At 59.7% G+C, this 23,772-nt stretch carries 23 protein-coding genes; 16 read left to right on the forward strand and 7 right to left on the reverse strand.

Annotation, left to right across the window (positions count from 1 at the left end; translation table 11 throughout):
• The first annotated feature begins 7 nt into the window (after window positions 1-7).
• Window positions 8-553 carry an elongation factor P hydroxylase gene (locus tag ACCW71_RS03880; RefSeq protein ID WP_436369773.1) on the forward strand — a complete coding sequence of 182 codons (546 nt, stop codon included), beginning with the start codon at window positions 8-10 and terminating at the stop codon, window positions 551-553.
• A 32-nt stretch (window positions 554-585) separates the two neighbouring features.
• Complete coding sequence (locus ACCW71_RS03885) at window positions 586-870, forward strand: YfcL family protein (protein ID WP_436369774.1); 285 nt, start codon at window positions 586-588, stop codon at window positions 868-870.
• Window positions 871-913: 43 nt separating this feature from the next.
• Here ACCW71_RS03885 and mnmC read toward each other — a convergent pair whose 3' ends face one another.
• The gene (gene mnmC, locus ACCW71_RS03890) at window positions 914-2,920 is read right to left on the reverse strand and encodes a bifunctional tRNA (5-methylaminomethyl-2-thiouridine)(34)-methyltransferase MnmD/FAD-dependent 5-carboxymethylaminomethyl-2-thiouridine(34) oxidoreductase MnmC (RefSeq protein ID WP_436369775.1); all 2,007 of its coding nucleotides are present in this window, start codon (window positions 2,918-2,920) and stop codon (window positions 914-916) included.
• A 154-nt stretch (window positions 2,921-3,074) separates the two neighbouring features.
• Between mnmC and fabB the strand changes: the two genes are divergently transcribed.
• On the forward strand, window positions 3,075-4,295 hold the full coding sequence (gene fabB / locus ACCW71_RS03895; RefSeq protein WP_436369776.1) for a beta-ketoacyl-ACP synthase I: 1,221 nt from the start codon (window positions 3,075-3,077) through the stop codon (window positions 4,293-4,295).
• Between the two features lie 71 nt (window positions 4,296-4,366).
• Here fabB and ACCW71_RS03900 read toward each other — a convergent pair whose 3' ends face one another.
• Window positions 4,367-5,785 (reverse strand): PLP-dependent aminotransferase family protein, encoded by a 1,419-nt coding sequence (locus ACCW71_RS03900; protein ID WP_436369777.1) that lies wholly within the window; start codon window positions 5,783-5,785, stop codon window positions 4,367-4,369.
• Between the two features lie 87 nt (window positions 5,786-5,872).
• Between ACCW71_RS03900 and ACCW71_RS03905 the strand changes: the two genes are divergently transcribed.
• Entirely contained in the window at window positions 5,873-6,316 is a 444-nt protein-coding gene (locus tag ACCW71_RS03905) for a rhodanese-like domain-containing protein (protein ID WP_436369778.1), read from the forward strand.
• A gap of 1 nt (window position 6,317) precedes the next feature.
• Here ACCW71_RS03905 and flk read toward each other — a convergent pair whose 3' ends face one another.
• The 4 genes from flk to ACCW71_RS03925 form a co-directional block, all read right to left on the reverse strand.
• The gene (flk, locus tag ACCW71_RS03910; RefSeq protein ID WP_436369779.1) at window positions 6,318-7,358 is read right to left on the reverse strand and encodes a flagella biosynthesis regulator Flk; all 1,041 of its coding nucleotides are present in this window, start codon (window positions 7,356-7,358) and stop codon (window positions 6,318-6,320) included.
• Between the two features lie 113 nt (window positions 7,359-7,471).
• The gene (locus ACCW71_RS03915; protein ID WP_436369780.1) at window positions 7,472-8,977 is read right to left on the reverse strand and encodes a tripartite tricarboxylate transporter permease; all 1,506 of its coding nucleotides are present in this window, start codon (window positions 8,975-8,977) and stop codon (window positions 7,472-7,474) included.
• A 10-nt stretch (window positions 8,978-8,987) separates the two neighbouring features.
• Window positions 8,988-9,419: a tripartite tricarboxylate transporter TctB family protein gene (locus tag ACCW71_RS03920; protein WP_436369781.1), complete on the reverse strand. Its 432-nt coding sequence runs from the start codon at window positions 9,417-9,419 to the stop codon at window positions 8,988-8,990.
• Between the two features lie 12 nt (window positions 9,420-9,431).
• Window positions 9,432-10,412 (reverse strand): tripartite tricarboxylate transporter substrate binding protein, encoded by a 981-nt coding sequence (locus tag ACCW71_RS03925; protein WP_436369782.1) that lies wholly within the window; start codon window positions 10,410-10,412, stop codon window positions 9,432-9,434.
• A 120-nt stretch (window positions 10,413-10,532) separates the two neighbouring features.
• Here ACCW71_RS03925 and tctD point away from each other — a divergent pair, with 120 nt between their 5' ends.
• Window positions 10,533-11,204 (forward strand): transcriptional regulator TctD, encoded by a 672-nt coding sequence (gene tctD, locus ACCW71_RS03930; protein ID WP_436369783.1) that lies wholly within the window; start codon window positions 10,533-10,535, stop codon window positions 11,202-11,204.
• On the forward strand, window positions 11,195-12,583 hold the full coding sequence (locus ACCW71_RS03935) for a sensor histidine kinase (protein ID WP_436369784.1): 1,389 nt from the start codon (window positions 11,195-11,197) through the stop codon (window positions 12,581-12,583). Before tctD ends, ACCW71_RS03935 begins: the two co-directional genes overlap by 10 nt.
• Here ACCW71_RS03935 and ACCW71_RS03940 read toward each other — a convergent pair.
• Window positions 12,564-13,463, reverse strand: coding sequence for a DMT family transporter (locus tag ACCW71_RS03940; RefSeq protein WP_436369785.1), 900 nt, complete (start codon window positions 13,461-13,463; stop codon window positions 12,564-12,566). The genes ACCW71_RS03935 and ACCW71_RS03940 overlap by 20 nt on opposite strands.
• A 199-nt stretch (window positions 13,464-13,662) precedes the next feature.
• Between ACCW71_RS03940 and pdxB the strand changes: the two genes are divergently transcribed.
• From pdxB to ACCW71_RS03990, 10 genes are all read left to right on the forward strand, one after another.
• Window positions 13,663-14,796 (forward strand): 4-phosphoerythronate dehydrogenase PdxB, encoded by a 1,134-nt coding sequence (pdxB, locus tag ACCW71_RS03945; RefSeq protein ID WP_436369786.1) that lies wholly within the window; start codon window positions 13,663-13,665, stop codon window positions 14,794-14,796.
• 162 nt (window positions 14,797-14,958) lie between these two features.
• A complete protein-coding gene (locus ACCW71_RS03950; RefSeq protein WP_436369787.1) occupies window positions 14,959-15,966 on the forward strand; it encodes an aspartate-semialdehyde dehydrogenase in 1,008 nt (335 codons plus the stop codon).
• 2 nt (window positions 15,967-15,968) lie between these two features.
• Entirely contained in the window at window positions 15,969-16,772 is an 804-nt protein-coding gene (truA, locus tag ACCW71_RS03955; protein WP_436369788.1) for a tRNA pseudouridine(38-40) synthase TruA, read from the forward strand.
• Window positions 16,773-16,801: 29 nt separating this feature from the next.
• Window positions 16,802-17,464 carry a DedA family protein gene (locus tag ACCW71_RS03960; RefSeq protein ID WP_436369789.1) on the forward strand — a complete coding sequence of 221 codons (663 nt, stop codon included), beginning with the start codon at window positions 16,802-16,804 and terminating at the stop codon, window positions 17,462-17,464.
• A gap of 144 nt (window positions 17,465-17,608) precedes the next feature.
• Complete coding sequence (gene accD, locus ACCW71_RS03965) at window positions 17,609-18,523, forward strand: acetyl-CoA carboxylase, carboxyltransferase subunit beta (protein WP_436369790.1); 915 nt, start codon at window positions 17,609-17,611, stop codon at window positions 18,521-18,523.
• A gap of 94 nt (window positions 18,524-18,617) precedes the next feature.
• A complete protein-coding gene (folC, locus tag ACCW71_RS03970; protein ID WP_436369791.1) occupies window positions 18,618-19,886 on the forward strand; it encodes a bifunctional tetrahydrofolate synthase/dihydrofolate synthase in 1,269 nt (422 codons plus the stop codon).
• Window positions 19,876-20,649 (forward strand): cell division protein DedD, encoded by a 774-nt coding sequence (gene dedD, locus ACCW71_RS03975; RefSeq protein WP_436369792.1) that lies wholly within the window; start codon window positions 19,876-19,878, stop codon window positions 20,647-20,649. Before folC ends, dedD begins: the two co-directional genes overlap by 11 nt.
• Before the next feature lie 265 nt (window positions 20,650-20,914).
• The gene (cvpA, locus tag ACCW71_RS03980) at window positions 20,915-21,400 is read left to right on the forward strand and encodes a colicin V production protein (RefSeq protein WP_003854265.1); all 486 of its coding nucleotides are present in this window, start codon (window positions 20,915-20,917) and stop codon (window positions 21,398-21,400) included.
• Window positions 21,401-21,437: 37 nt separating this feature from the next.
• Window positions 21,438-22,955: an amidophosphoribosyltransferase gene (purF, locus tag ACCW71_RS03985; protein WP_436369793.1), complete on the forward strand. Its 1,518-nt coding sequence runs from the start codon at window positions 21,438-21,440 to the stop codon at window positions 22,953-22,955.
• Window positions 22,956-23,065: 110 nt separating this feature from the next.
• Window positions 23,066-23,635, forward strand: a complete 570-nt coding sequence (locus ACCW71_RS03990) for a UbiX family flavin prenyltransferase (RefSeq protein WP_436369794.1) — start codon at window positions 23,066-23,068, stop codon at window positions 23,633-23,635.
• Window positions 23,636-23,772: the final 137 nt, after the last annotated feature.

Raw genomic sequence — 23,772 nt, forward strand, 5'->3', positions numbered from 1 at the left:
TAACCTCATGAACTCAACCCACCATTATGAACAGCTGATCGCGCTGTTCGATCGCTGCTTCAGCGATGAATTTCAGACCCGCCTGATTAAAGGCGATGATGAACCGATCTATCTTCCTGCTGATGCAGAGTCGCCGTGGAACCGTGTGGTGTTTGCCCATGGCTTTTACGCCAGCGCGCTGCATGAGATCTCTCACTGGTGCATCGCCGGTGAAGCGCGTCGCAAGCTGGTCGATTTTGGCTACTGGTACTGCCCGGATGGCCGCGATGCGCTGACTCAGAGCCAGTTTGAAGCGGTTGAAGTGAAGCCGCAGGCGCTGGAGTGGATGTTTTGTATGGCGGCAGGCTTTCCCTTCAACGTCAGTTGTGACAATCTCGACGGGGATTGTGAGCCGGATCGCATCGCGTTCCAGCGCAAAGTTCATGCTCAGGTCATGAGTTATCTGGCGTCGGGCATTCCCGAGCGTCCCGCGCGTTTTATTACCGCCCTGGCGGAATTTTATGGCAGGCCTTCATTAACGGCGTCACAGTTTCCCTGGCCGGACGATCTGTGAAGCAGCAAGGCACTATTACACGAGGAATTGAGATGATCGCAGAATTTGAAGCGCGTATTCTGGCCCTGATTGACGACATGGTTGATCACGCCAGTGACGATGAGCTGTTTGCCAGCGGTTATCTGCGCGGGCATTTGACGCTGGCGGTAGCGGAAGTTGAGCAGCTGGATGAACATACGCCAGAAGCATTACAGATCCAGGTCTCCCGCAGCCTGCAAAACGCCATCGCCGCCGGGGAACTTTCGCCGCGCGATCAGGCGTTGGTGGTCGGGATGTGGGATAACCTGTTTGTCCAGGCCCGCCAGCTCTCCGCCTGAGGGTGCAGGGCGGCATGCCGCCCTCAACGGTCGCGTTGCCGCGTTACACCGCTTTTCCCTTCAGTAATTTTCTTACCCAGTACCGATTCGGATTCAGCGCGGCCAGCGTGCTGGCGTCTAAAGGCTGCGGCTCGCCCGTCAGCTGGGCGGCCAGCACCTCGGCCGCCAGCGGCGCGCTGCACAAGCCCCGCGAACCCAGCGCCCCAAACAGATATAAGCCGCTAAAGTCTGGCGCGTCAGCAATCTCGTGGCCTGCGGCCTGCTGTGCCGGTAAATCGGCGTACTGCGCCAGCGTAGCGGCATAGTCCGGCACGCTGCCCACCATCGGCAGGTGATCGCGTGAGGCGCAGCGCACCCCCATCCGGGCTTCGCCGCCGCTGACATCCACCGTCTCGGCCCAGTGGTGCTCAGGCAGACAACTTATCAGGCGGCTGCGGTTCTCCTGCTGGTCCGCTTCCCGATACGCCGTGGTGGTGTCGCCACGATGGTAGCTGGCTCCGATACAGTGGGTGCCGAACTGCGGGCTGACCGGCGTCAGATAGCCGTCGTAACAGAGCACCGTTTGCAGCGCACTGAGTGCGGGCGTTGAGGGAACGTGGCTCACCTGACCGGCCACCGGATAGAGCGGAAGCGGGGCGCTTTGCGCAAAGTCAGCAATCGCATGGCCGTTTGCCAGCACCACCGTTGCGTGACGTACCGCCGGACGGTCGCTGAACGACAACTGCCAGTGCTGATCTTCCTGTTCCAGCCCGGTCACGCGGTGCAGCCAGTGAATGCGCAGCCCCTGGCTCTCGCCATAGGCGAGCATCGCCGCGGTCAGCTCCGCGGGTGACAGCCAGCCACCCTGCGGATAGAAAATGCCGCCGCAGCCGTGATCGACTTTTGCCAGCGCCTCCGCCTCTTCGGCATCCACGCCATAGGCAATGGTCTCAGGCAGGCCCATCGTCAGCATCTGCCCGATTTTTTTACGGCTTTTTTCATCCCAGCCCAGCTGTAACACGCCGCTCCAGTGGTGCTCATAGGTGACGGGCAGCTGGTCGTAAAGCCGTCGGGCAAAGCTGAACGCCGCCGGAAAAAAGGTGGCAAGCGCCGGATCGTGCTGATTAAGCAGCGGATAGAGTGCGCCCTGACGGTTGCCGGAGGCGCCCAGTGCCGGTGCCTCATCGGCGCAATAGAGCGTCACCCGCCAGCCGCGACGCAGCAGCGCCAGCGCTAAACTGGCGCTGGCGACGCCGCCGCCAATCAGCGCCACCTCCTGCGCGTCAGCGGAGCGGCGATGATACCAGGGCTGCGCGCCAGGCAGCGCAGGCGCCTGCTGGAGGGTGCCACATAACATTTCGCGCTTCGGACCAAATCCTTTGCGGCGCGTCACCGCGAAGCCAGCCTGTTGCAGGCCGCGCCGTACAAAGCCTGCCGCGGTAAAGGTCGCGAAGGTCGCCTGCGGCCGGGCCAGCCTCGCCATCATGCTGAACAACTCTGGCGTCCACATATCCGGGTTTTTCGACGGGGCGAAGCCATCCAGCAACCAGGCGTCTACCTGACGGTTCAGGCTCTCATCCAGTTCAGCCATCAGCAGGTTAATATCCCCCAGCCACAGGTCAAGCGTGATGCGTCCGCCATCAAACAGCAGGCGCTGGCAGCCGGGCAGGGCGGCAGGCCACTGTGCCTGGAGCGCCTCTGCCCAGGGCCCGAGTTCAGGCCACTGCTGCTGCGCTGCGGTCAGATCGGCACGGGTTAACGGATATTTCTCAAAGCTGATGAAATGCAGACGTTGTAGTTTCGCATCGGGCTGCTGGCGCTGAAAGGCGTCAAACGCCCGCCACAGCATCAGAAAATTAAGGCCGGTGCCAAAACCGCTCTCGGCGACAATCAGCAGATCGCGCGGATGCTCAGCAAAACGCTGCGGAAAGCCGTTGCCCCCCAGGAAGACATACGCTGTCTCTTCCAGACCATTTTCATTGGAGAAATAGACGTCGCTAAACGCTCGGGAAACAGGTGTACCCTGTTCATTCCATTCAAGCTGTGCATGTTCAACCGGGGTTAATTTCACGGTAAAGGCTCATTTTTCAGGCAGTGGCGCGATTTTAACGGCCTGCGTGACATGACGCAAATTTACAAAAGGAAATGGCTGATCGGACTTGTTCGGCGTACAAGTGTACGCTAGAGTGCACGTCAATTAAGAAGAAGTCGATGAGGAAGATTGAATGAAACGTGCTGTGATTACTGGCTTAGGGATCGTTTCCAGTATTGGTAATAACCAGCAGGAGGTGCTGTCATCTCTGCGTGAAGGGCGCTCTGGCATCACCTTTTCTGAAGAGATGAAAGATTCCGGCATGCGTAGTCACGTCTGGGGTAACGTTAAATTAGATACCACCGGCCTCATCGATCGCAAAGTTGTGCGTTTTATGAGTGATGCGTCCATCTATGCTTATCTTTCGATGGAAGAAGCGATTAAAGATTCCGGCCTCACCACTGAAATGTATCAGAGCAACCCACGGGTGGGTCTGATTGCGGGTTCAGGCGGTGGTTCTCCTCGCTTCCAGGTGTTTGGTGCTGACGCCATGCGCAGCCCACGCGGCCTGAAAGCGGTTGGTCCTTATGTGGTTACTAAAGCGATGGCCTCAGGCGTCTCTGCCTGCCTCGCCACGCCGTTCAAGATTCATGGCGTCAACTACTCAATCAGCTCCGCCTGTGCCACCTCGGCGCACTGTATCGGTAACGCGGTTGAGCAGATCCAGCTGGGTAAACAGGATATCGTTTTTGCTGGCGGCGGCGAAGAGCTGTGCTGGGAAATGGCCTGTGAGTTCGACGCCATGGGCGCGCTCTCTACCCGTTACAATGAAACGCCAGAAAAAGCGTCACGCACCTATGACAATGAGCGCGACGGCTTTGTTATCGCCGGTGGCGGTGGCATGGTCGTGGTTGAAGAGCTGGAGCATGCGCTGGCACGTGGTGCGCATATCTATGCTGAAATCGTCGGCTATGGTGCCACCTCTGACGGTGCCGATATGGTTGCCCCATCCGGTGAAGGCGCAGTGCGCTGCATGAAGATGGCGATGAACGGCGTCGATACGCCAATCGACTATCTGAACAGCCACGGCACCTCTACGCCAGTGGGCGATGTGAAAGAGCTGGGTGCGATTCGTGAAGTGTTTGGTGATAACACGCCATACATCTCTGCCACCAAAGCCATGACCGGCCACTCACTGGGTGCGGCAGGCGTGCAGGAGGCGATCTACTCGCTGCTGATGCTGGAGCATGGTTTTATTGCGCCAAGCATCAACATCAGCTCACTCGACGCGGCGGCGGAAGGCATGAATATTGTCACTCAGCCGATGGAAAAAGAGCTGACTACCGTCATGTCGAACAGCTTCGGCTTCGGCGGCACCAACGCCACGCTGACCATGCGTAAATATCAGGCGTAATTTTCTCTCTGCTCTGAGGGCCGGCTTGCCGGCCCTTTTGTTTTGTTCCCGCCGCGCGTTTTCCTTTTGCGTCAGCTCTCCCGCAGTAGCCGCTCTAACTTATCGCATCCAGCGACAATCTCATCAGGCGTCAGCGCCGCGAAGCCCAGAATCCAGCCCTGCTGACGATCCGGTCCGGCATAGAGCGGACTCAGCCGCGGCAGCAGTAAACCATGCTGCGCCGCCTGGGCGGTGAGTCGCGCCTCATTCTGTTGCACGCTTACCGTTAACTGCAATCCGCCCGCGCTGGCCAGCGGGGTGAGCCAGGGTGTCAGCCGCTGACTAATCTGCGCCAGCAGCAGATCGCGCCGGCTGCGATAGAGTTGTCGCATCAGACGCAGATGGCTGGCGAAATGGCCCTGCTGCATAAAAGCGGCGGTGATGGCCTGTGGCAGCAGCGCACTGTGTCCATCCAGTACGCTGCGTGCCCGACCGACAGGCGTAATCAGCGCGGGCGGCACCACCATCCACGCCAGCCGCAGGGAAGGAAACAGTGACTTTGAAAAAGTGCCGAGCGTGATGACCCGCTGATGGCGATCCACTCCCTGTAGCGCCGGGATTGGCCGTTCATCGTAATGAAATTCACTGTCGTAATCGTCTTCAATCAGCCAGCTCCGGTTGCGCTGCGCCCATTCCAGCCAGGCCAGGCGGCGTGGCAGGCTCAGCGTCACGCCAGTTGGATAGTGATGCGAGGGTGTCAGGTACATCAGTTTTGCGCTGCCGGCAGCCGGCACCGCCCCTTCTGCGTCAACCGCTATGCCGCGCAGCCGCGCGCCCGCCGCCAGCAGAGCGCTGCGGGCGCCAGGGTAGCCCGGCTCTTCCATCCACACCTCATCACCCGGATCGACAAACATCATCGCCAGCAGCTGCAACGCCTGTTGCGAACTGGTCAGGATAATCACCTGCTCAGGCTGGCACGCCACGCCACGGGACAGCGCCAGATAGTCCGCGATAGCGCTGCGCAGCGGCAGATAGCCGCAGGGATCGCCATATCCCATCGCGGCGCTGCCGAGCGAACGCTGTACGTTGCCGCTCAGGCGTCGCCAGGTTTCATGGGGAAAAGCGCGTAACTCCGGCGAACCGGCGGCAAAGGCATGAGGAAAAGGGGGATCCTGACAGCCGCCGGTCGCCAGCAGCAGCTCACCGCGTGCGGAGAAACGGGCAGACGCCAGCCGGGCAGGGGGCGAGGAGGTGGCTGGCATGGTAATGGCGACAAAGGTGCCACGGCCCGTCTCACGCCGCAGATACCCCTCACTCTCCAGCTGGCCGTAAGCCGCTTCCACCGTGACGCGCGACAGGCTCAGATCCTGCGCCAGCTGACGGCTTGAGGGCAGCTGCTGACCGGCGTGGAGATGGCGACGGCCAATCGCCAGCCGCAGCGTGGCGCAGAGGCGTTCACGTACGCCGCCACTGGCCTGATGCTGGAAAAGTTGCAACAGCGGTGAACGCATATGGGTCTTATTTCCCTGCTGAAATCGGTCTCAGTAAGCAGTCCACTTTGCCGTAAACTGCGCAGAGATCACAACAGGAGAATCACAATGTCATCGCTATTACGTTTTCCCGTCGCCACTCCGCAGCAGAGTCTCGACTATCTCCAGGCGAAACTCGCTTACTACACCGACGCCTGGGATCTGGCGGAGGATCTGGCACAGCAGCAGCCGGACATCGTGGTGATTGATGCCCGTGCCGCAGCAGCCTATCGAGCCGGGCATATCTGTGGGGCGATAAACTTCCCGCATCGGGAGATAGATGCAGCCACTACCGCGCAGCTCGATCGCCATAAAGTCTATGTCACCTATTGTGACGGTATTGGCTGTAACGGATCGACGAAAGCGGCGTGGAAACTGGCTTCTTTTGGCTTTCAGGTGAAAGAGTTGATTGGCGGGCTCGACTTCTGGAAACGCGACGGTCATCCGCTGACCTGGGGAGAGGCGCCGGGCGAATGGCCACTCGCCGCGCCTGGCGCATCCTGTGGCTGTTAACTCAGAGCACCAGCCAGAAGAACAGGAACACGACCAATAATGCGACAAACAGACCCAGCAGCGGACGCTGTGCCAGCGGCTGCAACGCGGGCGGCAGTGACGCTACCCACGGTGCCCAGATGGGCTGCGGTCTGATCTCGCTGGCAGCCAGCGGCTGCTCGTGTAACTTTTCGGCGCGACGGCTGAAGAGCAGGTTCAGCAGATCCTGCGTTTGCGTCACGGTCAGTATGGTTTGCGGCGTCGCCTGGAAGCGCTGCTGGCTGTAATCCTCCAGCAACCGTTGCTCCTGCTGATCGAGTGGCTGTTTCAGCGACGCTTCCAGCAGTTGCAGCGTCGGCGCGCTGTGCTGGCTCAGCGTCTGGCGCACCTGCAAATACTGGGTCAGCAGCGGGAAGTGGCGTGACGGGATCGGATCACCGCTGGTCAGCCCCACCAGTTTCAGCGCCGCGTTCCATAATTTACCGGTCGATTCGCCGGTGGCGGCGGCAAGGCGCACCACCTGCTGATTCAGGGTCTGATGCTCGGCGGGCAGCAGGCTGCGATCGCTGACGCGGGTCTGCTGCGGCTGGGGAATAGTCATCTGACCGTTCTGCAACATGGTCAGCACCTGACGCAGCTGATCCTGGCTCAGGGCGCTCAGCACCGTCTGACCAAACTGCTGTCGAATAAAATCGCTGACCGCCTGACGGTTATTGCCTTTGGGCAGCAGATCGGTCAACTGGGTCATCAGCTGGCGGGTGGCATGGCCATTCTGCGCCTGAGTCAGACGACTGTTCAGGTACTGTTCCGCCGCAGGGAAGTGGCGTGACTGCAACTCCGCTTCACTTTTAACCCCGACTTCATGACGCACGCCCGCCCAGAGCTCAGGCGCTTTCAGGTTGCTGAGCGATGAAATTCGCACAATCAGACGTTCTAAGGTGGTGCGCTGCGCAGGGGAGAGGGGCTGTTCACCCGCCACCGAACCGGGGCGCGTGGCACCGGTTTGACCATTGACAGATGAACGATCGCCGACCGGCACACCGGGGCCGCTGAGAGGTTGCATGGCGGATTCCTTGGGAAAACAGAACAGCGTGGGGTGCGCCGGAAAAAGAATGCGCCATGATAGCAAAAGCCCCCGGGAAATCCCACGGGGGCGCGCCGGTTTTGGCGGGAGTTTTATGCGGCGGTGCGTTGCAGCTGACGGCGACGCCAGCGTTTCCAGACTGGCGGCACCAGCAGCACCCCAATCGCCAGCACCAGCAGGACTTTACAGATCAGGCTTTCCCACAGGATCACCAGATTGCCGTTGCTGATCGACAGGGCACGACGCAGGTTCTGCTCCAGCATTTCACCCAGCACAAAGCCCAGAATCAGCGGCGACATCGGAAAATCCATTTTGCGCAGGATGTAGCCAAAGATCCCCAGTCCCACCATCAGCAGCAGGTCAAAGGTGGTGCTGTGTACCGCATAGACGCCGACGGCAGAAATAGCGGCAATCGCTGGCACCAGGAACCACAGGGGAATGGTTAACATGCGGGCGAAGACGTTAATCATCGGGATATTCATGATCAGCAGCATCACGTTGCCGATCAGCAGCGCCGCAATCAGACCCCAGACAATATCCGGCTGCTCAACAAACATCGCCGGACCTGGCGTGATGTTGTAGAGCGTCAGTGCACCGACCATCACGGCGGTGGTGCCCGATCCGGGGATGCCCAGCGTCAGCATCGGAATAAACGAGCCACAGGCGGAGGCGTTGTTTGCCGCTTCCGGTGCCGCCACGCCGCGAATGTCACCTTTACCGAACTGATCGCTGCCGCTGATTTTCTTCTCGGTCATATAGGCGATGGCGCTGGCGATGGTCGCCCCTGCGCCGGGTAACACCCCGACAAAGAAGCCGATAAACGAGGAGCGCAGCGTCGCGCCGGTAGCCATTGCCGCCTCTTTCATGTTGAACATCATGCGACCGCTGGCGCGGACCGCTTTCTGTCCGCCGCTGGTGGACTCCAGCATCAGCAGAATTTCACTGACCGAGAACAGACCAATCACCACCACCACAAACTGAATACCATCCGAGAGATGGACGCTGCCAAAGGTGAAGCGATAGACGCCGGTGTTGGCATCGACGCCCACCGTCGCCATCCCCAGGCCAATCAGCGCGGCGAGGAAAGATTTAAGCGGATTGTGGCTCATCATGCTGCCGAGACAGGCGATAGCGAACACCATCAGCGCGAAATATTCCGCCGGGCCAAACGCCAGTGACCAGCTGGCCAGCAGCGGGGCAAACAGAATAATGCCGAGAATGGCGATGGTCGAACCGATAAAAGAACTCACGGCTGAAATCGACAGGGCGACGCCCGCCTTGCCCTGCTGCGCCATCGGATAACCATCCAGCGCGGTCATAATCGCCCCGGCATCACCCGGCACGTTAAGCAGGATCGAGGAGATGCGTCCGCCATATTCACAGCCGATATAGACCGTCGCCAGCAGGATCAGCGCCGACTCCGCCGGTAAATGCAACGCAAAGGCCAGCGGCATCAGAATTGCCACGCCGTTAATCGGCCCCAGGCCCGGCAGCAGGCCGACGATAGTACCGATAAAACAGCCAATCAGGGCGATCAGCAGGTTCTCTGGCGTCATGGCGACGGCAAAGCCCTGCATTAAAAAGGACCAGGTATCCATGATGCTCTCCTTAACTCAGCCAGCTGCCGACCGGAAGGGTGACTTCCAGCAGACGATCAAAGGCGTAAAACAGGGCGGTGCCCATCACCACGCCGGAGAGGGCCGCTGCCCACCAGCGCGCACCAAACAGCAGGCCAATGCCAAAGGTCAGCAGGGTGGTGCAGATGGCGAAACCCAGGGTTTCAAACAGCCAGCCATAGAGCATCAGCATCGCCGCCAGCGCCACCAGCCGTTTCAGCGTGCTGCTGGCGGGCCAGTGAATGGTGTCGGGTTTACGAAATAGCATTAGCAGGGCGCAGACTGCCATCAGGCCCAGGATCGCCATCGGAAAGGGGCGTGGCCCCACCGGTTCATAGCTATATTCGCTCTGGATTTGCCAGGCTACCACCATGCCGCCGAGGCACAGCGCCAGCCACAGGCCAGCAAAAATACGATCGCTCATGATTCGCTCCGCTTATTTGGCCAGGCCAAACGATTTCGCCTGCTCACGGTAATCCGCCACCTGCTTTTTCACGTAGCTGTCGAGCTCCTGACCGAACATGTTGAACTCGAACAGGCCACGCATATCACGCTGCTTTTTGAACTCCGGGGTTTCCACCATCTTTTTGAACGCCTGTTCCCACCACTGATAGTCAGCTTCACTGACTTTCGGGCCGAGGTAGTAGCCGCGGATAACGGGCCAGACAATATCGAAGCCCTGCTCTTTGGCGGTGGGCACTTCTGCCAGCTGGCCCGGCAGACGCTTATCGGACATCACCGCCAGTACCCGCATTTTGCCGCCCTGCAAATGCGGCACCATCTCACTCATATCGCCGGAGACCACCTGAATATGATTGCCGAGCAGCGCCGTCACCGGTTCGCCACCGCCTTCAAAGGCGACATAGCGCATCTTGCGCGGATCGACCCCCGCCGCGCGCGCCAGCAGGGCGGTTTTCATCCAGTCCTGACTGCCGATTGAGGCCCCGGCACCCACCACCACTTTGGTCGGATCTTCTTTCATCGCCGCCATCAGTTCGCCGAGGGTTTTCCACGGCGCATCTTCACGCACCGCCACCATGCCGTAGTCGGTGCCGACGGCCGCCAGCCACTTCACATCGTCGACCGAATAGCGGCCAAATTTGCCCTGTGACAGATTCAGCAGCGACCCGCCAGAGAAGGCGACCACGGTGCCCGCTTCCGCCGGGCGCTGGGCGATAATGGCGTTATACGCCACCGCGCCTACGCCGCCTGGCATATAGGTCACGCGCATCGGCGTTTCAATTTGTTTGGTTTCCTGGAGTGAAACCTGCAACAGTTTACAGGTAAGGTCGAAACCGCCTCCCGGCTTAGCCGGTGCGATACATTCGGTGCGGCCAGGGCCATCGGCGGCGATAGCCGCGGGTGCCATCAGGGCCAGCAGGGCAGAGGTGAGGGCGGTATGGATTATTTTTTTCATCGTGCGCTCCATTCATTCTTCCAGAGTGTGATTTCCACCGAAATATCGGGGTTACTGAATTGTTAAAACAGTTACCTTTCATTTACCTTTCATTGCCCCGATTTAATGACAGGATGTGATATGCGTCTCTTACTGGTAGAAGATACGGTCGATCTGGCGTGCTGGTTGCAGAAAGCGCTGACGCAAAAAGGCTTTGCCGTTGACTGGGTCGCCGAGGGTGTCGCCGCCGATCACGCCCTGCAATGTGAGGCCTATGCGCTGGTGGTGCTGGATGTTTCCCTGCCGCGTATGGATGGGCTGGAGGTGTTAACGCGGCTGCGGCGACGCGGCCAGAGCGTACCGGTACTGCTGCTGACCGCCTGTAACGCGCTGGACGATCGGGTGCGCGGCCTCAACCTCGGGGCGGATGATTATCTCACCAAGCCGTTTGAACTCGATGAGCTGGAGGCGCGGCTGCGCGCACTGCTGCGTCGCAGCCAGAGCCAGCCCGCGCAAAGTCAGTCACTGGGCCAGCTGGTACTGGAAGAGGAGGGCTATTTTCTGCTGGCGGATAAGCCGCTGGCGCTGACGCCGCGTGAGTCGAGCATCCTCACCACCCTGATGCGGCGTCACGGCCGGCCCGTTTCGCGCCAGCATCTCTATGAACAGACCTTTACCCTGAGCGATGAGGCCAGCCCGGAAAGCATCGACCTTTACGTTCACCGGGTGCGTAAAAAACTGGCGGGCAGTGACGTCGCCATCGTCACGCTGCGCGGGCTCGGCTATAGCCTGGAAACGCTGCCATGCGGCTGATCCACTCGCTGCGCGGTGAACTGCTGGCCTGGCTCGGCCTGCCACTGCTGCTGCTGTGGGCACTGTCGGTCTATACCCATTATCAGAGCGGGCTGGCGGCCGCCAATCAGGCGTACGATCGCTCGCTGCTCGCCTCGGCGCGGACCGTGGCGGAACGGCTGGTGGTGCGCCAGCAGCATCTGGAGGTGGATGTCCCCTGGGTGGTGCTCGACAGCTTTGAGCGCAATATGAACGACCAGCTGTTTTATCAGGTGATCTCCCCGCAGGGCAAAACCCTCTCCGGCTATGACGATCTGCCGCCGATCCCGCCCGCCAGCAAAATGTCGGACGCCTATCCGGCGCTGGTGCACTTCTATGATGGACGCTATCGCCAGCACCGCATCCGCGTTGCGGCGTTATGGCAACCGGTGAGCGAGGCGGGCGTGGAGGGAATGGCACTGATCCTGGTGGCGGAGACGGTCAACTCCCGTCAGGAGTTTGCCCGCGGGCTGATGCGCACCGCCCTGATCAGTCAGAGCGGGCTGGTGCTGATGACGCTGCTGCTGGCCAGCCTGATGCTGCGGCGAGTGCTGCGGCCGCTGCGGCGGCTGTCGCGCATTGTTTTGCAGCGCGATGGAGGAGAGTTAACCCCGCTGCCGTCGCTGCCGTGGTCAGAGTTACAACCGCTGATCGTCGCCTTTAACCGCTATCTGGAGCGCCTGCGCGGGCTGCTGGCGCGTCAGGATCGGTTCAGCGCCGACGCGGCGCATCAGCTGCGCACGCCGCTGACCATCCTGAAAACCCAGGTAGGCGTGGCGCTCAACAGTGAACGGCCGGAGCAGTGGCAGGAGAGCCTGCACGGTATGCGGCATACGCTGGATGAGACCATTTTACTCACCGATCGGCTGCTCCAGCTGGCGCGCATCAAAGCCCGGCACGGTGAAGATAAGCCGATGGCGCGGGTCGATCTGGCCGCGATTGTGCGTGAAGCCTGCCTCAGCCGCTACACGGCGGCGCGCACCCGACAGATCGATCTCGGCTATGAGGGTGACGAGAGCAGCCAGGTGATCGGGGATGGTCTGCTGCTCGGTGAGCTGTGCGCCAATCTGCTGGATAATGCGATTAAATATACTCCTCACCACGGCGTGGTGACGGCGCGGGTGACGGCGGGAAAACTGGAGATTGAGGATAGCGGGCCGGGCATTGACGAAGCCGGGCAACTTAAAGCGCTTCAGCCTTTTCAGCGGCTGGATAATGTGGGGATGCAGCCGGGAGCCGGTATCGGGCTGGCGCTGGTTCAGGATATTTCTCTGTGGCACGGGGCCAGTATGCAGCTGGATCGCAGCCCGCAGCTGGGCGGGCTGCGGGTGACGATCGTTTTTACAGGCGCCGAAGGCTGACCGCGCCCCGGCGGGTTAACGGCTGGCGCAGCCGCTGTGCCAGGATCACCCCGAACAGCGTCAGACCGCCGCCAATCCAGTGATAGCTGTGCAGCTGTTCATGCAGGAACAGTACCGCAATCAGGGCGGTAAACAGCGGCGTCAGATTCATAAAGATGCTGGTGGTGCTGGCCCCCAGCCGCTGTACCCCGTGGATCCACAAAAAGGGGGCAATGATCGAGGCGAACAGCCCGGCAAACGCTACCAGCGGCAGATTGTGCCGGTTCAGGGCGACCTCGGGAGCCAGTAAAAAGCCGGGCAGCAACAGCAGCACGCCAAAGAAAATCTGCACATAGAGGCTCTGCCAGATCGGCAGCGGCAGTGACCAGCGCCGGGTCAGAACGCCATACAGCGCATAGGCGGTGGAGGCGCCCAGCATCATCAGCTCACCTTTACCCAGGCCGTGATCCAGCAGTTGCCCGACATCCCCCTGACTCACCAGCCACACCAGACCGGTAAAGGAGATAAGGCTGCCGAGCAGGATGCCGAGCGTGGGGGCGATCCGCAGGATCACCACGCTCAGCAGGACGGTCAGCAGCGGGATCAGCGCACCGATGATGCCCATAAACAGGGCGCTGACGCTGTGAGCCGCGTAGTAGGCGAGACTCTGATAGAGCACCATCCCCAGCAGTCCGAGGATCAGCAGCCGCCAGAGATGGGGCCTGATTGCCCGGCGCGCCCGCCAGACGCCGGGCAGCACAAAGGGCGTCAGCACCAGCAGCGCCAGCAGCCAGCGATAGAAGGAGATCGCCGCGGGATCGATCGCCGTGGCCGACAGTTTGCTGACAATCGAATTGATCGACCAGATCAACACCGCACAGAGCGGGTAAAGAAAAAACATGCGCGCACTCCAGATCAGATAGTGGGGCGCAGTGTACCCCTGGCGGGATTTATTCAGAAAGTGATGAGCAGACAAATAGATCGCCATTCGGCACAGAATGACACTTTCACCTGGCCGCCGCTATCTGGCCGTTGGTTAGGCTAACGCGGCGCTTTGTGCCAGAATAATTCCCTCTTTTGCAACAGACAGGAAAGCCGTGGTGAAAATTCTGGTTGATGAAAATATGCCTTATGCCCGTGAGTTGTTCAGCCGCACCGGAGAGGTGGTTCAGGTGCCCGGCCGGCCGCTGCCGCTGGCGGAATTAGCCGATGCCGATGGCCTGATGGTGCGCTCCGTCACCCAGGTTAATGAGGCGCTGCTGGCGGGGCAGCCGGTGAAGTTCGTCGGCACGGCCACGGCAGGCACCGACCATATCGATGAGCGCTGGCTGCAACAGGCGGGGATTGCTTTTTCCGCGGCACCCGGCTGCAACGCGATTGCGGTGGTGGAATATGTCTTCTCCGCGCTGCTGCTGCTGGCAGAGCGTGACGGTTTCCAGCTGCGTGACCGTACCGTCGGCATTGTTGGCGTCGGTAATGTCGGTGGGCGGCTGCAAAAGCGGCTGGAAGCCTGGGGGATCAAAACGCTGCTGTGCGATCCGCCGCGCGCCGATCGTGGTGATGAGGGCGATTTCCTGGCGCTGGATGAGCTGGTCGCCCAAGCGGACATCCTCACCTTTCATACGCCGCTGTTTAAAGATGGTCCCTATAAAAGCTGGCATCTGGCTGATGCGGCGCTGCTGATGGCGCTGAAACCGAATACCATCCTGATTAACGCCTGTCGTGGTCCGGTGGTCGACAACGCGGCGCTGCTTGAAGTGCTGAAGATGCGCCACGATCTCAGCGTGGTGCTCGACGTCTGGGAGCCGGAACCCGACCTGTCGCTGGCGCTGCTCGACCGGGTCGACATCGGCACGCCGCATATCGCGGGCTATACGCTGGAAGGTAAAGCGCGTGGCACCACCCAGGTGTTTGAAGCCTGGTGTGACTATCTCGGTCAGCCACAGCAGGTGCCACTCAGCAGCCTGTTACCGGTGCCGGAGTTCAGTGAAATCACCCTGAATGGCCCGCTGGATCAGCCAACGCTGAAACGCCTGGCGCATCTGGTGTATGATGTGCGCCGCGATGATGCCCCCTTAAGAAAAGTCGCGGCAAAACCCGGCGAGTTTGACCGACTGCGCAGGCAGTATGAAGAGCGCCGCGAATGGTCATCGCTACAGGTGTTATGTGATAACGCCGACACGGCTGAGCGGCTTAATCAGCTGGGTTTTAACGCCACCACCTCCCCGCGATAGTGCGTCAGGCGGTCAGGGCCGGATGTTTCGGCCTGCTAACCGCCCAGAGCTGATTGTCAGCGCCTGCGGGCGTCGGGCAATCCGGGGAGGGATAAATCTGAATCCCTGGGCGGTGAATATCACCGCCTTCTGTTTTTATGTCATTGTCTGGAGTAAACCAACATGTCTGACGGCTGGAATATTGCGCTACTGGGCGCAACAGGCGCAGTAGGGAACGCTGTACTGGAACTGCTGGCGGAACGCCAGTTCCCGGTTGGTGAATTATATTTGCTGGCCAGCGAGAACAGCGCCGGTGAGACGAAGCGTTTTGAGGGTCGCTCGCTGCGGGTCGAAAATGCGGCGACCTTCGACTGGTCACAGGCGCAGCTGGCCTTTTTCGTGGCGGGACGTGACGCCTCGGCGCGCTTTGCCGACGACGCGGCCAATGCCGGTTGTCTGGTGATCGACAGCAGCGAGCTGTTTGCGCTGGAGCCTGACGTGCCGCTGGTGGTGCCGGATGTCAATCCGCAGGTGCTGGCGGACTACCGCAACCGCAATATCATCAGCGTGGCGGACAACCTGGTCAGCCAGCTGCTCAGCGCGATTAAACCGCTGGTGGATGCGGCGGGCCTCGGCCGGTTGCAGGTGACGAATCTGATCTCCGTCTCCAGCTATGGCAAAGCGGCGGTTGACGCGCTGGCCGGTGAAAGTGCGCGGCTGCTGAACGGCATCCCGGCGGACGATCACCACTTCGGGCGTCAGCTGGCGTTTAACCTGATGCCACAGCAGGCGGACGCGGAAGGCAGCGTTGAGAGTGAGCGTCGGCTGGTCGATCAGGTGCGTAAAGTATTGCAGGATGAAGGTTTACCGATTGCGGTCAGCAGCGTGCAGGCTCCGGTCTTTTATGGCAACGCGCAGATTGTGCACATTGAAAACCTGCGTCCGCTGTCGGCGGATGAGGCGCGTGGCGAACTGGCGCAGGCGTCCGATATTCGCCTGAGCGAAGAGGATGAGGTGCCGACGCCCGTAACGGATGCGTCCGGTAATGGCGAGTTGTCTATTGGCGGGGTGCGTAACGACTATGGTATCCCGGAGCTGCTGCAATTCTGGTCAGTGGCTGACAATATTCGCTTTGGCGGCGCGCTGATGGCGGTGAAGACGGCGGAGAAACTGGTGCAGGAGTATCTGTAACCATGTCCGACAGTCAGACGCAAAAACTGGCGCTCGGCATCGAGTATGATGGCAGCCGTTATTACGGCTGGCAGCGTCAGCAGGAAGTACGCAGCGTGCAGGAGAAGCTGGAGCGCGCGCTGTCAAAAGTGGCCGATCATCCGGTCAGCGTATTTTGTGCCGGGCGCACCGATGCGGGCGTCCACGGCACCGGGCAGGTGGTGCATTTCGAAACCACCGCGCGGCGGCCGGATGGGGCCTGGACGCTGGGGGTGAATGCCAATCTGCCCGCGGACATCGCGGTGCGCTGGGTGAAAGCGGTGCCGGAGGAGTTCCACGCCCGCTTCAGCGCCACCGCCCGACGCTATCGCTACCTGATCTATAATCAGCGCCTGCGTCCGGCGGTGCTGGCGCAGGGCGTCACGCACTTCTACCATCCGCTGGATGCGGAAAAGATGCAGCGCGCCGGGCAATGTCTGCTGGGCGAAAATGATTTCACCTCCTTTCGCGCGGTGCAGTGTCAGTCGCGTACCCCGTGGCGCAACGTGATCCACCTTAACGTGACCCGTCAGGGCCCGTACGTGATTGTGGATATTAAAGCCAACGCCTTTGTGCATCACATGGTGCGCAATATCGTGGGCAGCCTGATGGAGATAGGCTGCGGCAATCAGCCGGAGTCATGGATGGCGACGCTGCTGGCGGCGAAGGATCGTACTTTAGCCGCAGCGACAGCCCGGGCAGAGGGGTTGTATCTGGTGGCGGTGGATTATCCATCCCACTTTGCGTTACCACAGCCGTCGATGGGACCCTTGTTCCTCGCGGATTAATTCACTTTCAGGCTATAGAAGGGCGCGCTATGGAGTTTCTCCATTTTCTGGTTGATTTTATTCTGCACATTGATGTGCATCTGGCCGAACTGGTTGCGCAGTACGGTGTCTGGATTTACGCAATTTTGTTCCTGATCCTGTTCTGTGAAACCGGCCTGGTAGTAACGCCCTTCCTGCCGGGCGACTCGTTACTGTTTGTGGCGGGCGCGCTGGCCGCGCTGCCGGGTAACGATCTCAATGTGCATCTGATGGTGGCACTGTTAGTGGTGGCGGCGGTGCTGGGTGATGCGGTGAACTACACCATTGGCCGCTTGTTTGGCGAGCGGCTGTTCAGTAACCCGAACTCGAAGATTTTCCGTCGCAGCCATCTGGATAAAACCCATGCGTTTTATGCCCGTTATGGCGGAAAAACCATTATCCTGGCGCGTTTTGTGCCGATCGTCCGTACCTTCGCGCCCTTTGTCGCCGGGATGGGTCACATGTCTTACCGCCACTTCGCGCTGTTTAACGTGACCGGTGCGTTGTTATGGGTGCTGCTGTTCTCCTATGCCGGTTACCTGTTTGGCGATTTGCCGGTGGTGCAGGAAAACCTGAAGCTGCTGATCGTCGGCATCATCCTGGTCTCGATACTGCCGGGTGTGATCGAAGTCTGGCGTCATCGCCGTCAGGCAAAGCAGCAGAAGCAGCCCTGAGAGTTTGCGCAGGGGTAAGACCAGATTTTTATCCACAGTCTGAACGGGTTGTGGTTTAATGAGCGACATTTACCGTCTGCTGAAGCGGTTTTCAGCAGTATCAAGACGACTGGACCAGGTCAGTTTTAAACAGAAAGGTCATCAATGAGCTGGATTGAACGCATTCTTAATAAAAGCACCACGACGCCTGCGCGCAAAGCAAGCATCCCGGAAGGGGTGTGGACCAAGTGCGACAGCTGTGGCCAGGTTCTCTACCGCGCCGAGCTGGAGCGTAACCTTGAGGTCTGCCCGAAGTGTGACCATCACATGCGCATGCACGCCCGTGAGCGTCTTGGCAGTTTCCTCGATCAGGGCACCATGGTTGAGCTTGGCAGTGAACTGGAACCCAAAGATCTGCTGAAGTTCCGCGACTCGAAAAAGTATAAAGATCGTCTGGTCGCGGCGCAGAAAGACACCGGCGAGAAAGATGCGCTGGTGGTGATGAAAGGTCAGCTGCATGGTATGCCGGTGGTGGCAGCCGCCTTTGAATTCGCCTTTATGGGCGGCTCAATGGGCTCCGTGGTCGGCGCGCGTTTTGTGCGTGCGGTTGAACAGGCGTTAGAAGATAACTGTCCGCTGGTCTGCTTCTCCGCCAGTGGCGGGGCGCGTATGCAGGAAGCGCTGATGTCGCTGATGCAGATGGCGAAAACCAGCGCGGCGCTGGCGAAGATGCAGGAGCGCGGTCTGCCCTATATCTCCGTGCTGACCGACCCGACCATGGGCGGCGTCTCGGCCAGTTTCGCGATGCTGGGCGACCTCAACGTGGCGGAACCGAAAGCGCTGATCGGCTTTGCCGGCCCGCGCGTCATCGAGCAGACCGTGCGTGAAAAACTGCCGCCAGGCTTCCAGCGCAGTGAATTCCTGATTGAAAAGGGCGCGATTGACATGATCATTCGCCGTCCTGAAATGCGCTATAAACTGGCAAGCCTGCTGGCAAAAATGATGAACCTGCCGGCACCGCTGCATGACGGTGAGCCGTCCGCACCTGCGACGACTGAGCCGGAAAGCAACGAGGCCTGACAGGAGATAGAGAGGCGCGTCCACCGCGCCTCTTACCAATGCACCGTATACCTCAGCATCACGCTGGCAGGTATAAATAAACAAAACGGGACATATGGACAATCTTCACCTTCCCCAAGCCACGTCGCCTTTGGCCACGTGGCTTTATTATCTTGAGCACCTGCATACTCAGGCCATTGAACTGGGTCTGGATCGTATTCGCCAGGTTGCGCAGCGTCTCGACCTGCTGAAACCCGCCCCCTTTGTCTTTACCGTCGCCGGTACTAACGGCAAAGGCACCACCTGCCGCACCCTGGAAACACTGCTGATGGCGGCGGGCTACCGGGTGGGCGTCTACAGCTCACCGCATCTGGTGCGCTACACCGAGCGCGTCCGTATTCAGGGCCAGGAGCTGAGCGAAGCAGAGCACTGCGCCAGCTTCGCGGAGATTGAAGCGGGGCGCGGGACGATCTCGCTGACCTATTTCGAATTTGGCACGCTGTCAGCGCTCAATCTGTTCCGCCAGGCGCAGCTGGATGTGGTGATCCTCGAAGTGGGACTCGGCGGACGGCTCGACGCCACAAACATTGTGGATGCCGATGTCGCCGTGGTGACCAGCATCGCGCTGGACCACACCGACTGGCTTGGCCCGGACCGCGAAAGCATCGGGCGCGAAAAAGCGGGCGTGTTCCGCGCGGGGAAACCGGCGGTGGTGGGGGAACCCGATATGCCGCAGAGTATTGCCGCGGTGGCGCAGGAGAAGGGCGCGCAGCTGATACAGCGCAACCGTGACTGGTCATGGCGCGAACAGGCAGAAAGCTGGTCGCTGCGTGATGGGCTGGGTGAACTGAACGACCTGCCGTTACCCCAGGTGCCGCTGCCTAACGCGGCCACGGCGCTGGTGGCACTGCGGGTTTCTGGCCTTGCGGTCAGCGAGGCGCAGATCCGCGCCAGCCTGCCGCTGGCGATGCTGCCGGGGCGTTTTCAGACCCTCAGTGAATCCCCGCGGGTGATTCTGGATGTGGCCCATAATCCCCATGCGGCGGCCTATCTGGCGTCACGTCTGGCAGCGCTGCCAAAACGCGGCAAGGTGCATGCCGTGGCTGGCATGCTGCATGATAAAGATATTGCCGGTACGCTGGCAGCGCTGGCGCCGGTGGTAGACGCATGGTATTGCGCGCCACTGGAAGGGCCACGCGGTGCCAGTGCGGAGCAGCTGCTGAGCGCGCTGCCACAGGGAGAAGCGTTCAGTTCGGTAGAACTAGCCTGGCAGCAGGCGCGCCAGCGGGCGGCGCCGCAGGACATTGTGCTGGTCTGTGGTTCGTTCCACACCGTTGCGCAGGTCATGGAATCGATTGAAACGGAGAAAGGGCGTGGCAAGTAAGTTTCAGAACCGTTTAGTCGGCACTGTTATTCTGGTGGCTGTTGGCGTGATTGTATTGCCAGGGCTGCTGGATGGTCAGAAAAAGCACTATAAAGAGGAGTTCGCCGCCATTCCGCTGGTGCCGAAACCTGACGATCAGCAGGACAGCGAAATGGTGCCGCCGGTGACGCAGTCGCTGCCGGCTCAGCCGCCGGAAGGCGCAGGCGGTGCGGTCAGCAGCAGCGGCAAAACCAATGTGACCGCCGAACAGGGCCGTGCGCAGCCCGATGAAGAGAGTGAGCCCTCAGTGGTGACGCCGCCGCCGGTCCATCAGTCCACGCCAGCGCAGACGGCGACGAAGCCGAAAGCGGTGGAGCAGACCAAACCCAAAGTGGTGGAGCAGCCGAAGCCGAAGCCGGTTGAGCAGCAGAAGCCTAAAGTGGTGGAGCAGCCAAAACCGAAGCCGGTCGAGCAGCCGAAAGCGGTGGAACAGCCGAAGCCCGCTGAGCAGCCAAAAGCCGCCGAGACCACCGCACCAGCAGGTCAGGCTTATGTGGTACAGCTGGGCGCGCTGAAGAACGCCAGCAAAGTGAATGAGATTGTGGCGCAGCTGCGACTGTCGGGGTATCGCGCCTTTACCGTGCCTTCAACGCCGGTGCAGGGTCAGATTACCCGTATCTATGTCGGACCGGATGCCTCGAAAGCCAAAATGCAGAGCGCGGTTGGCGAGCTGAAAAGCATCTCAGGACTGGGCGGGGTGGTGAAACCCTACAGCGCCCGCTAAAAGCGCTGATTGGCGTGGCCGATAGCAGTAACAGGCCGCGCCAATCGCCTCTTCCGTCCAGCCTCTGCCGGGCGGCGGCGGGTAAAAAATTGACGATTTTCAACGGCCTGTCCGGTTGAAGATCACCCCGGCGACGAAGGTTTTTTTCATCGCCTTTTTTATGGATGCAGAACAGGAAAACCGCTACGCAAACGTTTTCTTTTTCTGTTAGAATGCGCCCCGAACTGGATGCAGGGGTGCAATGGCACTGGCGCTGGAAGAGTTCATGATCTGGATTGATTACGTCATTATTGCGGTAGTTGGTTTTTCGGCTCTGGTCAGCCTGGTCCGTGGGTTTGTCCGTGAAGCCTTATCTCTCGTTACCTGGGGATGCGCGTTTTTTGTCGCCAGTCATTACTACGCTTACCTTGCAGTCTGGTTTACAGGTTTTGACGACGAGCTGGTTCGTAACGGTATCGCCATCGGTGTGCTGTTTGTGGCTACCCTGATAGTCGGGGCCATTGTGAACTACGTTATCGGCACGCTGGTGGAGAAAACCGGCCTGTCGGGAACCGACCGGGTGTTGGGCGTCTGTTTCGGGGCATTGCGTGGAGTGCTGATCGTAGCCGCTTTGCTGTTCTTCCTTGATACATTCACTGGCTTTTCCAAAAGTCCGGACTGGCAACAGTCTCAACTCATTCCCGAGTTCAGTTATATCATCAGGTGGTTCTTTGATTACCTGAAAAGCACGTCGAGTTTTTTACCCCGGTGATGTGACCGGGAGTGCGGCTTAATGAGGAAATGACAACATGTGCGGTATTGTTGGTATCAGCGGTTTCATGCCGGTCAACCAGTCGATCTATGATGCGTTAACGGTGCTCCAGCACCGCGGGCAGGATGCCGCAGGCATTTGTACTATCGATGCGCTGAAATGTTTTCGCCTGCGAAAGGCAAATGGCCTGGTCAGCGACGTTTTCGAAGCACGCCACATGCAGCGTTTGCAGGGCAATATGGGCATTGGTCATGCGCGTTATCCTACGGCGGGCAGCTCCAGTGCCTCTGAAGCGCAGCCTTTTTATGTCAACTCGCCGTATGGCATTACCCTGGCGCACAACGGTAATCTGACCAACGCCCATGAACTGCGTAAGCACCTGTTCGAAAAGGGTCGCCGTCACGTTAACACCACCTCCGATTCTGAAATCCTGCTGAACATCTTCGCCCAGGAGTTAGATCGTTTTCAGAACGATCCGCTGGAAGCGGACAACATTTTCGCCGCGGTCGCCGCGGTGCACCAGCAGGTGCGCGGTGCCTATGCGGTCGTCTCGATGATCATCGGGCATGGCATGGTCGCCTTCCGCGATCCCAACGGCATCCGTCCGCTGGTGCTGGGCAAACGGGTAATCGCCGACGGTCGCACCGAATATATGGTGGCGTCCGAGAGCGTGGCGCTGGATACCCTGGGTTTTGAGTTCATCCGTGACGTTGCGCCGGGTGAAGCGGTCTACATCACTGAGCAGGGTCAGCTCTCTACCCGCCAGTGCGCCGAAAACCCGAAAAGCAATCCCTGCCTGTTCGAGTATGTCTATTTTGCGCGTCCCGACTCGTTCCTCGACAAGATTTCGGTCTACAGCGCCCGTGTCCGTATGGGCACCAAGCTGGGCGAGAAAATTGCCCGCGAGTGGGAAGATCTCGACATCGACGTGGTGATCCCGATCCCGGAAACCTCGACTGACATCGCGCTGGAAATCGCCCGCATTCTCGATAAACCCTATCGTCAGGGCTTCGTGAAAAACCGCTACGTTGGCCGTACCTTTATCATGCCGGGCCAGCAGTTACGTCGCAGCGCGGTTCGCCGTAAGCTGAACGCTAACCGTGCCGAGTTCCGTGATAAAAACGTACTGCTGGTGGATGACTCTATTGTGCGCGGCACCACCTCTGAGCAGATCATCGAGATGGCGCGTGAAGCGGGTGCCAAACGGGTTTACCTGGCGTCAGCGGCACCGGAGATCCGTTTCCCGAATGTCTACGGTATCGATATGCCAAGCGCGACCGAGCTGATCGCCCACGGCCGGGAAGTGGAAGAGATTCGCCAGCTGATCAAAGCTGACGCGCTGATTTTCCAGGACCTGGACGATCTGATTGAAGCGGTACGCGAAGAGAACCCGGACATTACCCAGTTTGAGTGCTCGGTGTTCAACGGCGTGTATGTGACGAAAGATGTCGATCAGCAGTATCTGGAGTATCTGGAATCGCTGCGTAACGATGACGCCAAAGCGCTGCTGCGCCAGAACGAAGTGGAAAACCTCGAACTGCACAACGAAGGTTAATGTCGCTAAGCGAGCAGCATCAAACAGGGCGGGCGCAATCCCGCCCTGTTTGTTTTCAGAAAGGCGCTGAGCGCGTTATGATGGTGCATTCGCGGACATAAGGCTGGACTATGAAACGACTCATCATTGGCATCTCGGGCGCAAGCGGTGTGATCTACGGCGTGCGTATGTTGCAGGTGTTGCAGCAGGTGGAAGAGGTGGAAACGCATCTGGTGATGAGCCAGGCGGCGCGTCAGACGCTGGGGCTGGAGAGCGATTACTCACTGCGCGAGGTGCAGGCGCTGGCCGATGTGGTGCATGACGTGCGCGATATTGCGGCCAGTATCTCATCCGGCTCGTTTAAGACGCTGGGAATGGCGATTTTACCCTGCTCGATGAAAACCCTCTCCGGCATCGTACACAGCTACAGTGATTCGCTGCTGACCCGTGCCGCTGACGTGGTGTTAAAGGAGCAGCGCAAGCTGGTGCTCTGCGTACGGGAAACCCCGCTGCATGTGGGGCATCTGCGGATGATGACCACCGCGGCGGAACTGGGTGCGATTATTATGCCGCCGGTGCCCGCCTTTTATCATCGGCCGGAGACCATCGAACAGCTGGTTGATCAGACGGTTAACCGGGTTATCGATCAGTTCGATATTGAATTAGCGGAAGATCTCTTTGCGCGCTGGCAGGGTGCATAAAGTTCCGCTGGCGCACTTATTTAGTGCATAAGCGCGCCCCCGATCACTCTTCGTGCATTTGGTGCACCAAAAGTTAACATCATCGCTTTTTCTCTTTTACTTCACTGTTATATTCCCATCACAAAGTCAGCGTTTTC

It is taken from the genome of Pantoea sp. C2G6 (genome assembly GCF_051336815.1).
Lineage (GTDB): Bacteria > Pseudomonadota > Gammaproteobacteria > Enterobacterales > Enterobacteriaceae > Pantoea.

What these genes read in the sequence shown, in the direction of transcription:
- ACCW71_RS03905 (WP_436369778.1), top strand. Translation starts at nt 5,873, where the DNA reads ATGTCATCGCTATTACGTTTTCCCGTCGCCACTCCGCAGCAGAGTCTC.
- folC (WP_436369791.1), top strand. Translation starts at nt 18,618, where the DNA reads ATGGACAATCTTCACCTTCCCCAAGCCACGTCGCCTTTGGCCACGTGG.
- ACCW71_RS03925 (WP_436369782.1), bottom strand. Translation starts at nt 10,412, where the DNA reads ATGAAAAAAATAATCCATACCGCCCTCACCTCTGCCCTGCTGGCCCTG.
- accD (WP_436369790.1), top strand. Translation starts at nt 17,609, where the DNA reads ATGAGCTGGATTGAACGCATTCTTAATAAAAGCACCACGACGCCTGCG.
- ACCW71_RS03960 (WP_436369789.1), top strand. Translation starts at nt 16,802, where the DNA reads ATGGAGTTTCTCCATTTTCTGGTTGATTTTATTCTGCACATTGATGTG.
- ACCW71_RS03920 (WP_436369781.1), bottom strand. Translation starts at nt 9,419, where the DNA reads ATGAGCGATCGTATTTTTGCTGGCCTGTGGCTGGCGCTGTGCCTCGGC.
- ACCW71_RS03950 (WP_436369787.1), top strand. Translation starts at nt 14,959, where the DNA reads ATGTCTGACGGCTGGAATATTGCGCTACTGGGCGCAACAGGCGCAGTA.
- tctD (WP_436369783.1), top strand. Translation starts at nt 10,533, where the DNA reads ATGCGTCTCTTACTGGTAGAAGATACGGTCGATCTGGCGTGCTGGTTG.
- fabB (WP_436369776.1), top strand. Translation starts at nt 3,075, where the DNA reads ATGAAACGTGCTGTGATTACTGGCTTAGGGATCGTTTCCAGTATTGGT.
- ACCW71_RS03885 (WP_436369774.1), top strand. Translation starts at nt 586, where the DNA reads ATGATCGCAGAATTTGAAGCGCGTATTCTGGCCCTGATTGACGACATG.
- purF (WP_436369793.1), top strand. Translation starts at nt 21,438, where the DNA reads ATGTGCGGTATTGTTGGTATCAGCGGTTTCATGCCGGTCAACCAGTCG.
- ACCW71_RS03900 (WP_436369777.1), bottom strand. Translation starts at nt 5,785, where the DNA reads ATGCGTTCACCGCTGTTGCAACTTTTCCAGCATCAGGCCAGTGGCGGC.
- truA (WP_436369788.1), top strand. Translation starts at nt 15,969, where the DNA reads ATGTCCGACAGTCAGACGCAAAAACTGGCGCTCGGCATCGAGTATGAT.
- ACCW71_RS03990 (WP_436369794.1), top strand. Translation starts at nt 23,066, where the DNA reads ATGAAACGACTCATCATTGGCATCTCGGGCGCAAGCGGTGTGATCTAC.
- flk (WP_436369779.1), bottom strand. Translation starts at nt 7,358, where the DNA reads ATGCAACCTCTCAGCGGCCCCGGTGTGCCGGTCGGCGATCGTTCATCT.
- ACCW71_RS03935 (WP_436369784.1), top strand. Translation starts at nt 11,195, where the DNA reads ATGCGGCTGATCCACTCGCTGCGCGGTGAACTGCTGGCCTGGCTCGGC.
- ACCW71_RS03940 (WP_436369785.1), bottom strand. Translation starts at nt 13,463, where the DNA reads ATGTTTTTTCTTTACCCGCTCTGTGCGGTGTTGATCTGGTCGATCAAT.
- cvpA (WP_003854265.1), top strand. Translation starts at nt 20,915, where the DNA reads ATGATCTGGATTGATTACGTCATTATTGCGGTAGTTGGTTTTTCGGCT.
- ACCW71_RS03915 (WP_436369780.1), bottom strand. Translation starts at nt 8,977, where the DNA reads ATGGATACCTGGTCCTTTTTAATGCAGGGCTTTGCCGTCGCCATGACG.
- ACCW71_RS03880 (WP_436369773.1), top strand. Translation starts at nt 8, where the DNA reads ATGAACTCAACCCACCATTATGAACAGCTGATCGCGCTGTTCGATCGC.